9 protein-coding genes and 1 pseudogene are annotated in these 11,466 nt (G+C 62.2%); 6 read left to right on the plus strand and 4 right to left on the minus strand.

Features of this window, described 5'->3' with window-relative positions; genetic code table 11:
- Positions 1-38: 38 nt before the first annotated feature.
- The 3 genes from katG to QZ501_RS13125 form a co-directional block, all read right to left on the minus strand.
- The gene (katG, locus tag QZ501_RS13115) at positions 39-2,216 is read right to left on the minus strand and encodes a catalase/peroxidase HPI (protein ID WP_295720092.1); all 2,178 of its coding nucleotides are present in this window, start codon (positions 2,214-2,216) and stop codon (positions 39-41) included.
- Positions 2,217-2,420: 204 nt separating this feature from the next.
- Complete coding sequence (locus QZ501_RS13120) at positions 2,421-2,942, minus strand: cytochrome b (RefSeq protein ID WP_295720095.1); 522 nt, start codon at positions 2,940-2,942, stop codon at positions 2,421-2,423.
- 75 nt (positions 2,943-3,017) lie between these two features.
- Positions 3,018-3,929, minus strand: coding sequence for a glutathione S-transferase family protein (locus QZ501_RS13125; RefSeq protein ID WP_295720097.1), 912 nt, complete (start codon positions 3,927-3,929; stop codon positions 3,018-3,020).
- A gap of 145 nt (positions 3,930-4,074) precedes the next feature.
- Here QZ501_RS13125 and gltS point away from each other — a divergent pair, with 145 nt between their 5' ends.
- The 4 genes from gltS (at position 4,075) to QZ501_RS13145 (ending at position 8,755) form a co-directional block, all read left to right on the plus strand.
- A complete protein-coding gene (gene gltS, locus QZ501_RS13130; RefSeq protein WP_295720100.1) occupies positions 4,075-5,295 on the plus strand; it encodes a sodium/glutamate symporter in 1,221 nt (406 codons plus the stop codon).
- 72 nt (positions 5,296-5,367) lie between these two features.
- Positions 5,368-5,835: a (2Fe-2S)-binding protein gene (locus QZ501_RS13135; RefSeq protein ID WP_151439216.1), complete on the plus strand. Its 468-nt coding sequence runs from the start codon at positions 5,368-5,370 to the stop codon at positions 5,833-5,835.
- 2 nt (positions 5,836-5,837) lie between these two features.
- On the plus strand, positions 5,838-8,183 hold the full coding sequence (locus QZ501_RS13140) for a molybdopterin cofactor-binding domain-containing protein (protein ID WP_295720102.1): 2,346 nt from the start codon (positions 5,838-5,840) through the stop codon (positions 8,181-8,183).
- On the plus strand, positions 8,183-8,755 hold the full coding sequence (locus QZ501_RS13145) for a nucleotidyltransferase family protein (protein ID WP_295720104.1): 573 nt from the start codon (positions 8,183-8,185) through the stop codon (positions 8,753-8,755). Before QZ501_RS13140 ends, QZ501_RS13145 begins: the two co-directional genes overlap by 1 nt.
- A 48-nt stretch (positions 8,756-8,803) precedes the next feature.
- On the opposite strand, the gene QZ501_RS13150 is transcribed toward QZ501_RS13145, so the two are convergent.
- Positions 8,804-9,589: a transporter substrate-binding domain-containing protein gene (locus tag QZ501_RS13150; RefSeq protein WP_295720106.1), complete on the minus strand. Its 786-nt coding sequence runs from the start codon at positions 9,587-9,589 to the stop codon at positions 8,804-8,806.
- Positions 9,590-9,773: 184 nt separating this feature from the next.
- On the opposite strand from QZ501_RS13150, the gene QZ501_RS13155 reads away from it, so the two are divergent.
- Both QZ501_RS13155 and QZ501_RS13160 read left to right on the plus strand, forming a co-directional pair.
- Positions 9,774-11,030, plus strand: a complete 1,257-nt coding sequence (locus QZ501_RS13155) for a M20/M25/M40 family metallo-hydrolase (protein WP_151439212.1) — start codon at positions 9,774-9,776, stop codon at positions 11,028-11,030.
- A gap of 161 nt (positions 11,031-11,191) precedes the next feature.
- Positions 11,192-11,466: pseudogene (locus tag QZ501_RS13160) on the plus strand (bile acid:sodium symporter family protein); the annotation flags it as partial.

Below are 11,466 nucleotides of genomic sequence, written 5' to 3' on the forward strand. Positions count from 1 at the left end.
CACCCGGCTTTTTGTCGTCTCAGCTCAGGCTGGGATGATCATTCCAGATCGAAGCGATCCGCGTTCATCATCTTGTTCCAGGCCTTCACGAAGTCCTGTACGAACTTCTCCTGATTGTCGTCCTGAGCATAGACCTCCGCGTACGAACGCAGGATCGAGTTGGAGCCGAACACCAGGTCTACCCGGGTCGCGGTCCACTTCGCCTTGTCCGTCTTGCGGTCGCGGATCTCATACAGGTTGTCGCCTGTCGGTACCCAGCTGTAGGACATGTCGGTGAGATTCACGAAGAAATCGTTGGTCAGCTGACCTTCACGATCCGTGAATACACCATGCTTGCTGCCACCGTGGTTGGTACCGAGTACCCGCATGCCGCCGATCAGCACCGTCATCTCAGGCGCGGTCAGCCCCATGAGCTGGGTGCGGTCGAGCATCAGGTCTTCCGGCTGAACGCTGTAGTCCTTCTTCAGGAAGTTGCGATAGGCGTCCGACAGCGGCTCGAGCCACTGGAAGGAATCCACATCGGTCATTTCCTCGGTGGCATCGCCACGACCGGGCCGGAACGGCACGGCAATATCATGCCCAGCGGCTTTCGCGGCCTTTTCGATGCCCACGTTACCGGCCAGAACGATCACGTCCGCCACGCTGGCGCCATTCTGCTTCGCGATCGGCTCAAGTACCTTGAGCACACGCTGCAGACGCTCCGGCTCGTTGGCGACCCAATCCTTCTGCGGCGCCAGGCGGATACGGGCACCGTTGGCACCACCGCGCTTGTCGGACTGGCGGAAGGTACGGGCACTGTCCCAGGCCGTGGCTACCATGTCGCTGATGCTGAGGCCGCTTTCGGCGATCTGCTTCTTCACCGCCTCAACGTTGTAGTTCCAGCTGCCCTCGGGTACCGGGTCCTGCCAGATGAGGTCCTCGGTGGGTGCTTCCGGGCCGATGTAGCGGTCTTTCGGACCCAGATCACGGTGGATCAGCTTGAACCAGGCGCGGGCGAAGGCGTCGTCCAGCTGGTCCGGGTTCTGACGGAACTTCTCGCAGACCTTGCGGAATTCCGGATCGACCTTCAGGGCCATGTCGGCGTCGGTCATCATCGGCTTGCGGCGGATCGACGGATCCTCCACGTCCACCGGCATGTCCTCTTCCTTGATGTCCACCGGCTCCCACTGGTTAGCGCCTGCCGGGCTCTGGACAACCTGCCACTCATGGTCGAGGAGCATTTCGAGGTAGCCATGGTCCCACTGGGTCGGGTTGGTGGTCCAGGCGCCTTCAAGGCCACTGGTCACTGCGTCGCGCCCAACGCTCCGCGTGACATGGTTGTTGAAGCCGAGACCCTGTTCCTCTACGTCTGCGCCTTCGGGTGCCGGACCAACGTTATCCGGATCGCCATTGCCATGGCATTTACCAATAGTGTGTCCGCCAATGGTCAGGGCAACGGTTTCCTCATCGCTCATGGCCATTCGCTGGAACGTAACGCGCACGTCCTGCGCCGTCTGCGCCGGGTCCGGCGTGCCATCCGGGCCTTCCGGGTTGACGTAGATCAGCCCCATCATCACCGCCGCGAGCGGGTTCTCGAGGGAGTCCGGGTTCCGGTCTTCGTCGTAGCGGCTGTTCTCATTGTCACTGGTGGCGAGCCATTCCTTCTCGCTACCCCAGTAGGTTTCCTTTTCAGGGTGCCAGATGTCTTCGCGGCCGAAGGAGAAACCAAAGGTCTTGAAGCCCATGGATTCGTAGGCAACGTTGCCCGCCAGGGTGATCAGGTCGGCCCAGCTCAGGCGGTTACCGTACTTCTTCTTGATCGGCCACAGCAGGCGGCGTGCCTTATCCAGGTTACCGTTGTCGGGCCAGCTGTTGATGGGTGCGAAACGCTGGTTACCGGTGCCGGCGCCGCCACGACCATCGAATACACGGTAGCTGCCTGCAGCGTGCCAGGTCATGCGGATCATCAGGCCGCCATAGTGACCCCAGTCTGCGGGCCACCAGTCCTGGCTGTCGGTCATCAGGTCCATAACGTCCTGCTTGACCTGATCGAAATCGAGCTTGCGGACTTCTTCGCGATAGTCGAAGTCCTCGCCCATCGGGTTGGTCTTGGTGTCGTGCTGATGAAGGATGTCCAGATTCAGGCTGTTCGGCCACCACTCCATGACATCGTCATTCACATGGGTATTGCCACCGTGGACAACGGGGCACTTACCGCCGCTTTCGTTTCCGCTCATAGATCTCTCCGATCGTAACTATAGTGTTGAATGAAGCAGGTCCACTCAAAACGACCGCCCACGGGCCTGTTTGAACCCGGTGCGACGTCATCGACGTGAACACTATACGACATTCACCGGGGCTCTTGCCCCATTATCATCAGTTGCATTTGTTGACCATTTCAATAGGTTCTTTTTATGAGCCTCCCGGCCTGCCGATGGCGGCTAGCTCATGCGCCTGAGGGTGCCGTCACGCCGCACAAACTGATGGTAGAAAGCCATCGCAATGTGGGCGAGCGTCAGGCCCAGAAGCACCCAGGCGGTGATCGAGTGAAGGCCGCCAACGGTATGCATCCAGGCGATTTCCTCACCTTCGGCAATCAGGGTGATGCCGAAAGCCTCAACGCCATACCCTTCACCGACCATGTACAGCATGCCCGTAATGGGCATGATCACCAGTGCCGCATAGAGCAGGATATGCCCACCCCGTGCCAGGTACCTGATTGGGGGCTCGTGCGTGGGCCTATGGGACGCCTGCGACAGAGCCCAGACAACGCGCACCACAATCAGCACCAGCAGCAGGGTACCGATCGAGACGTGCCAGGGGACCAGTGTCTCACCGACCCAGTGCTCCCCTTCCCCAATACGGTCAAAGAACTTCATGAACTGCCAGAGCACCAGCACGGCAAACAGCCAGTGAAGCGCCCGGGAGATCGTCCCATAGCGTTCAGGGTTATCCTTGATCATGTCGCTCCTCCTCTCATGGGTGACCGTTGCTCGCCCTACCCTTCATGATCCGCGATCATCGTGCAACCGATGATATCAACACTCTATCCGGAAGCCTTCCTTCGGGAAATGCAGGTGCAGCACACCCGTCCCCTCATTCTCCAGCCTGAGGACGCTCTCATGCGCGCTGGACGCCACAAGGGTGCCCTCTACCGGATCCCGGGCGTAGTCATCCGGGGCGATGGCGACCTGTTTGCCCAGCATTGGGTCGTCCCCTTCCGTCTCGATTGGCCGCGGTTGGGTCGCGCGGGCCTTCTCCAGGGCACCTTTCTGGCTGAGTTCACGTGCCGTACCGTGGCCGAACGCCTCGATCCTGTCCATCCAGGCATTCACCTTCGGATACCCTTTCATCACCGAATGTTCAGCAAGATCGCGCACGTACCAGAGGCCATGGTAGGCGGAAAAATCCGCAATGCAGGGCGTGTCGCCGAACAGGAACGCCGTATCCAGCATGCCTTCCATCCGGTCCAGGTGCTCGCGGAGCTTCGCGCGGGCCTGCTTCGGTTTCATGGCTGATACCCTGGCGGTGCGCCCGATTGATATCCGGTCCTTCAGGAAACGCAGCGCGTTGAGCGTGGATGTACTCTTCGCCAGCTTGACCATCATCCCCGGCCCACTCGCCCCGATGACACAGGCCAGAAAGATCTCCAGATCCGCTTCCCGGACGAATGCCTGCACCGCCTCGCTGCTGTCCTCCAGCACCAGTTCCGGCCGGTTGGCCCGGGCGGCGATCTCCCTGGCAATGGCGCGGGTATCGCAGAACACGTCCGCGCCGTCCTGGGCCACCGGAATCTTTCGATAACCGCCGGTAAGCGTTTCCAGGTTCGGGCGCGGCGGCATCTCGCGCACCGTTACGGATTCCCAGCCGAGGCCGGCATACCCGAGCATGGCTCGGATCTTTTCCGAAAACGGGGACATGGGGTAGTGATGCAGTATCAGATCAGCCATGGAAATACCTTTTCTGTCCGTGAATGAAGACGCCAGACCCTAGCCAATCCACGCCCGCGAGGCCAGACCCGCGCGTCAGCACCGGGCCGTCACTGTGGACGTCGGACTGTTTCCCCTACCCACAACTGGCGTATTCTTGGATCCCATGGATACAGCCACCGACCCCACACTCCTGACTCTCAGCACCCCCGTCACCCTGGCACTGGCGATCGTGGCCCTGTGGCTTGGTGTTCGCCTCAACCTCTGGACCGGGGTGCTGCACCGCTACAATGTGCCGCCGGGTGTCAGTGGCGGGCTCGCCGTCAGTGGCCTGGTTGCCCTGACCGAAGTGCTGACGCAGCTGGACATCCGTTTCGATCTCCAGCTGCGCGACCTCCTGTTGATCGTTTTCTTCTCCACCATCGGGTTGTCCGCGCAGCTCCGGCAGTTGATCGAGGGGGGACGCGCGCTCGCGCTCCTGTTTGGCCTGGCCGTTGTCCTGCTGGTTTTCCAGAACCTGGCCGGCACCCTCATGGCCTGGCTGAGCGGCCAGAGCCCGCTTTACGGGCTCGTGGGCGGGAGCATCTCACTGGCCGGCGGCCATGGCACAGCGCTCACCTGGGGCCAGCTTTTCGAGGATCATTTCGGCCTCTCTGATGCGCGCACACTGGGGATGACCTTCGCCACCTTCGGGCTGATACTGGGTGGTCTGGTGGGCGCCCCAGTCGGAGCCTGGCTCATCCGCCGCCACGGACTCGCACCCGGTGGAACGGAACCGCGCGTCGCCAGCCTGGCACCCGGCACTGCGCCGTCTTACCTGATCGACATGAACAGCCTGCTGCAGGCTGTGCTTCTGATTGCCCTGTGCTTCGCGCTCGGCTCCTGGATGTATGAAGGGCTCGGGGAAATGGGCATCCGTGTGCCGGCCTTCCTCACCGCCATGCTGCTGGGGATTGCGCTTTCCAACGGGCTGGCACTGCTCCGCCGCCCCATCGACCCGGCCCCTATCCAGCTCGCCAGCGACCTCAGCCTCCAGCTGTTTCTGGGCATGAGCCTGATCAGCCTGCCGCTGTTCTCGCTCCAGGACGCCATCGGCCTGATCGGCCTTGTACTGGTTATTCAGGCCATCGTTATCACCCTCCTGACGGTGTTCGTGGTCTACCCGCTGCTGGGCAGGGACTACGACGCCGCCTGTATCAGCGGCGGCTTCATCGGCATGGGCCTGGGCGCCACCCCGGTTGGCATTGCCAATATCAACACCCTCACCTCACGCTTTGGCGCCAGCCCCAAGGCATACCTGGTCATTCCCCTGCTGGGGGCGTTCCTGATCGATATCGCCAATGCCACCCTGATACAGCTGCTTCTGGGCTCTGGCTGGTTTTCATGACTATACTGATGCGACAATCCGGAAGCCCTTTCACGCCGTAAAGACACCCATTCGACCGGCGGAGACAATGCCATGACCACCTTGACCATCAACGGAACCACCCACGAGCTGGATGTCCCGGACGACATGCCACTGCTCTGGGCCATCCGCGACATCGTCCAGCTCACGGGCACCAAGTTCGGCTGCGGCATGGCCCTCTGCGGGGCCTGCACTGTCCACCTTGATGGCGAGCCCATCCGCTCCTGCACCACAACGGTGGGCAATGCCGCCGGCGGCAAGATCACCACCATCGAGGCCATGAAGGAAGACCCGGTGGGCCAGCAGGTACAGAATGCCTGGCTTGACCTGGGCGTGGCCCAGTGCGGCTATTGCCAGGCGGGCCAGATCATGAGCGCCACCGCGCTGCTCAAGCAGAACGCGACCCCCTCCGACGCCGAGATCGAAGACGCGATGACCGGCAACATCTGCCGTTGCGGCACCTACAACCGCATCCGGCACGCCATCCACTACGCCGCCGACGCGATGCAGGAGGACTCCTGATCATGACGGAATCAAACGACTCACTGATGATCGCGAACGTCAGCCGCCGGCGCTTTCTTGGCGGTATGGCAGGGGCCTCCGCACTGGTACTGGCGGCCCGCTGGGACATGGCCCTGGCCAGCGACGAGGAGAAGCAATACGGCGCTGCCGGCATGCCCGGTGGCTGGGTGGATGATCCCAACGTCTTCATCCAGATCGACCCCGATGGGTCAGTCACCATCATCAACCACCGCTCCGAAATGGGCCAGGGTATCCGCACCAGCCTGGTGATGGTGGCCGCCGACGAACTGGGTGCGGACTGGGACCGGGTTGCTGTTCAGCAGGCCCGGGCCGACCAGGACCGCTACGGCAACCAGAACACCGACGGTTCCCGCAGCATGCGCCACTGGTACGACCCCATGCGCCGCGCGGCCGCCTCCGCCCGCATGATGCTGGAACAGGCCGCAGCGAATGAATGGGGTGTTCCGGCCTCTGAATGCGAAGCGGGCGTCCATGAAGTGGCCCACAAAGCCTCCGGTCGCACCCTTGGCTTTGGGGAGCTCGCGGAAGCCGCCCGGGAACTGGCGGTACCGGAGCGCAGTGCCATCGAGCTCAAGCCCATCGAGGCCCACCGCTACATCGGTCAGGAGGCGGATCCGGTCCGGCAGCGGGGTAGCGGCAGCATTGAACGCCCCATGGCCATCGACGGCGAGGAGATCGTCGAGGGCAGCGCTACCTTTGGCGCGGATATCCAGTTCGACGACATGGTCCATGCCGTGATCGCCCGGCCGCCGGTACTCGGTGCCAAAGTTGCCAGTGTCGATGACAGCGAGGCGCTGAAAGTCACAGGTGTAGAGAAGGTTGTTACCCTGGACACCAACAGCGAGCCCGCCGGCTTCAAGCCAATGGGTGGTGTGGCGGTGATCGCCAGCAACACCTGGTCCGCCATGCAGGGGCGGGATGCGCTGGAGATCGAATGGGACATGGAGGCAGCGGGCGACAACGCGCGCTATAACACGGATGACTACCGCCAGGCTCTGGAAAAGGCCGCCCAGTCCCCTGGCAAGGTCATCCGCAGCAGTGGCGACATCCAGAAGACTCTCGACGGTGCCGACCAGACCATCGAAGCCACCTACTACATGCCCCACATGGCTCAGGCGCCCATGGAGCCCCCGGTCGCGGTAGTGCGGTTCCGGGACGGCAAGGCCCAAGCCTGGGCACCGATCCAGAACCCCCGCGCCGGCCGCGAGGGGCTGGCCGGCGTGCTGGGCCTGGACAAGGAGGACGTCACGCTGAATGTGACGCTCCTGGGTGGCGGTTTCGGCCGCAAGTCCAAGCCCGACTATGTTCTGGAAGCCGGTCTTCTGGCAAAGGAAACCGGCGGGCGCCCGGTCAAGGTTCAGTGGAGCCGCGAAGACGACGTTCATCACGCCTATTTCCATGCCCTGTCCGTGGACCGGCTGGAAGGTGCCCTGGACGCGGACGGCAAAGCCAAAGGCTGGCGTCACCGCACGCTGTCTCCGACCATCACCTCATTGTTCCAGGAGGACCCGGAGCACAAGGGAGGCTTTGAGCTCGGGATGGGCTTCAACACCATGCCGTTCGATGTACCCGCCATCCAGCTCGAGAACCCGGAAGCCGAGTCCCACGCCCGTATCGGATGGTTCCGTTCGGTCTACAACCTGCCCCATGCCTTCGCCATCCAGAGCTTTGCCGCCGAGATGGCCGAGGCGGCCGGCAAGGACCACCGGGACTACCTGCTGGAACTGCTGGGTCCAGCACGCAGGATCGATCCCCGCGATTTCGGCGACAGCTGGAATTACGGCGAGGATCCATCGGTCTACGTGATTGACACCGGGCGTATGCGCAATGTCATCGAGACGGTGACCGCAAAGGCGGACTGGGGGCGTGACATGCCCAAGGGCCGTGGCCTGGGGCTTGCTTTCCACCACAGCTTCCAGTCCTACACGGCCATCGTGATCGATGCGGAAGTCGGCGATGACGGCAGCGTGACCATCCACAACGCGGACATCGCCTTCGACTGCGGCTTCCAGGTGAACCCGGAGCGCATCCGCTCCCAGCTCGAAGGCGCCTGCGTCATGGGCATCGGCATTGCCCTGCACAGCGAGATAACCTTCCGGGAGGGCCGTGTGCAGGAGAACAACTTCCACCAGTACAACGTGCCCCGCATGGAACATGCCCCGAAGCAGGTCCGCACACACCTGGTCAATAACGATCCGGAGCTGCCCATGGGCGGTGTGGGTGAACCGGGGCTGCCACCGGTGGCGCCGGCGGTCTGTAACGCCATCTACGCCGCCACCGGCAAGCGTATCCGCCAGTTGCCCGTTAATGATCAGCTTGCGGGCTGATGAGCAATGACGTGGTCGCGCTCGTCCTTGCGGCGGGCGCCTCACGGCGCTTCGGCGATGCGGATAAGCGTGTGGCTGCCCTGCCGGACGGACGCACGCTGCTGGCGGCTTCGCTTGAAAACCTCCGCATGGGGTTCCGGGATGTACGCGTGGTGATTGGCGCCACTGACGTCCCGGCCAACCTCAACCTGCCACCGGATGTTCCCACCATCAGGGCTCCCAATGCCGGCGACGGCATGGGCAGCAGCATCGCCGATGCTTTCCGGGCCCTGAGTGCCGACCCGTCACTGTCCGGGATCGGAGCAGCAGCCATCTGTCTCGGGGACATGCCCTGGGTCCAGCTCGAAACCCTGAACGCCCTTTGTGAGCAGGCGACGGAGGACGGCATCACCCGCCCGATCCACCAGGGGCAGCCCGGCCACCCGGTCATCTTCGGACGCGCCTACTGGTCACAGCTGTGCAGCCTCTCGGGCGACCAGGGGGCCCGAGTGCTCATCCAGAAGTACCCAGCCCAATGCTGGTTTCTGACGGTCGAGGACGCCGGTGTTCTTACCGATTTCGATTATCCCTAGAGAGCTCCGCTATCAATCCACTCCACACCGCCCCCCAAAAGCCCCTGGTCACTCTCCGGTTTTCCAGTCGTCAAGATTATAGCGTGCCAGGATCCGAGCCAGTTCCCCACTGGCCCGCAGACGTTCCATGCCTTCGGAGAGGATCCGGGCGTACTCAGGCGATGACTCAAGCCCTGGGGAAAAAGCGATGTAGGCGTCCTCGGAAGGCGCGGCCTCACCCGCATGGCGAACCTCGCCCTCCACGCCCATTTCACGGCTGAGATACCGGAACACGGGCTTCGCCTCCACAACCACATCAATGCGGCCCCTCAGAAGCTTCTCAATGTTCTTGGCAAGGGGGTCATTGCCAGTCATCACCTGGACCCGGTAACTCTGGGAATGCGCCTCAATATAGCCGTTGAGCGATTCGCCATAGTCGTAGTCCAGGATCGTCCCGAGCCGGACCTGCTCCAGTGACGACAGATCCTGGTAGACCCAGTCACTCCCGGCACGGGTAAACAGTGCCGCAGACCCGATCCGCCCCTGCTCGTTAAGCGGAAACACGAACCCCGGCGCATCGCCCCGGTAAGCGCCGACAATGGCATTAATCGTCCCTTCACGCCCGGAAACAATGGCCCGGGACCAGGGCATAAGCCGATAGACGACCCGGTAGCCCGCTTCATTGAAGATCTCACCCGCAATCTCAATCATGAACCCCGGGCGATCACTATCCGGCAGGCAATTGATGGGGCACCACTGATCCGCGGCAATCACTATCTCCGGCCGGTCTTCCGGAAAAACGAGGCGGGGCAGCAAAAACAGGCCCAGAATGACCAGCACTGGCGGTTTCATCATCAGAATTCACTGAACATGGAATGGCACTTTTACTCTACACCGAGCCATCATTTTCCACCATATTATTTGCATTGCGCATCTTAATTTACGGTTGGCCAGTCTCGGGGATTAGGGGGTATCCTTTCAGGCTGGTAGACTCACTCCAGAACCGGAAACCCCTGAAAAAGAAGGCAGAGACAACGCGATGACCGAATCGACCCAGCCCTGGAATACTCCCATGCCCGATGACCAGTTCGAGCTGATGCGCGACATCCTGGCCGCGCCCAGTCCGATCGGCATCGAGGCGGCCATGACCTATGGTGTGCTCAAGCCCTACCTTGAGCGTGTATCGCCGAAGGACTGGCACATCCACCAGTTCAAAGGCCATGCGGGCATTGTGCTGGACACCCACCCGGGGCGGGAGGACATGTTCAAGGTCATGATCATCGGCCATGCGGACAAGATCCGCATGCAGGTGCGCAGCATCGGCGATGATGGCAAGATCTGGATCAACAGCGACTCCTTCCTGCCCACCACGCTGATCGGCCACGAGGTGAAGCTGTTCAGCGAGGACCCCGAGAACCCGGGCAGTTATCGCGTGATCGAGGGCGGCACAGTGGAAGCCCTCGGCGCCATCCACTTCGCGGACCCGAATGTGCGCAGTGGCGACAAGGGCATCAAGAAGGAACAGCTCTACCTGGAGCTGCAGATCCATGGCGAGAACAAGAAGCAGCAGGTCGAGAACCTGGGTGTGCGCCCCGGTGACTCCATCCTGCTCGACCGCCCCATCCGCAAGGGCTTCAGCCCCAACACCTTCTATGGCGCCTACCTGGACAACGGCCTGGGCTGCTTCACCACTGCGGAAGTGGCGCGCCTGATGGCGGAAGCCGGCGGCACCGAGAAGATCAGGGTGCTCTACGCCATGGCCACCTACGAGGAAATCGGGCGCTTCGGCAGCCGCGTCCTGGCCGGTGAACTCAAGCCGGATGCGCTGGTCGGCGTGGACGTGAACCACGACTACAAGGCCGCTCCGGGCATCGGGGACCGGCGCATGAACCCGCAGGAGATGGGCAAGGGCTTCACCATGTCCGTGGGCGCCATCGCCAGCGAACAGCTCAACCGCTTCTTTGAGACCACGGCACGCGAGCAGGAAATCCCCTTCCAGCGCGACGTGGTGGGCCCGGACACCGGCACTGACGGCATGGCCGGCGTGCTGGCAAGCGTGGACTGCGCAGCCACCTCCATCGGCTTCCCGATCCGGAACATGCACACCATTTCCGAGTCCGGGAATACCCAGGACGTTCTGGCAGCCATTCACGCCATCAAGGGTACGCTGCAGAAGCTGGATGCGCTGGACGATCCGCACCGTGAGTTCATGGACAACCACCCGCGGCTGGATACGGCCTCTCCCCTTGGCCACCAGGGTTCCGACAAGCCTGAAGGCGAAGAGAAAAAAGACTGACCCACAGGAACATGAGGGCATGGACGCCCTCAGTTTCCATCCTTCCTTCAGCTGCTACATTCCGTTTCCAGATTCCAGCTCGCCCTGATTGGCTTTTCCCAATGGGTCCGGCATTATTGAACCCGGATTCACAATAACAAAAGTCAAAAAGGACGCACCCCATGCAAGCCAGCCCGCTGATTTCCATCGGACTGCCCCTTTCCCTGTTCATTATCATGATCGGCATCGGCATGACCCTGACGCCCAGGGACTTCCGCCAGGTCGCGGTGTACCCCCGGGGGATCATCGTCGGCACCATTGCCCAGATCCTGGTGATGCCAGCACTGGCGTTCCTGATCATCGCGATTTTCAACCTGTCGCCCATGATCGCCGTGGGACTGGTGATCATCGCTGCCTGCCCGGGCGGCACCACCTCCAACCTGTTCGCGCTCATGGC

The organism is uncultured Halovibrio sp. (assembly GCF_913056445.1).
Taxonomy (GTDB): Bacteria; Pseudomonadota; Gammaproteobacteria; order Pseudomonadales; family Oleiphilaceae; genus Halospina; species Halospina utahensis_B.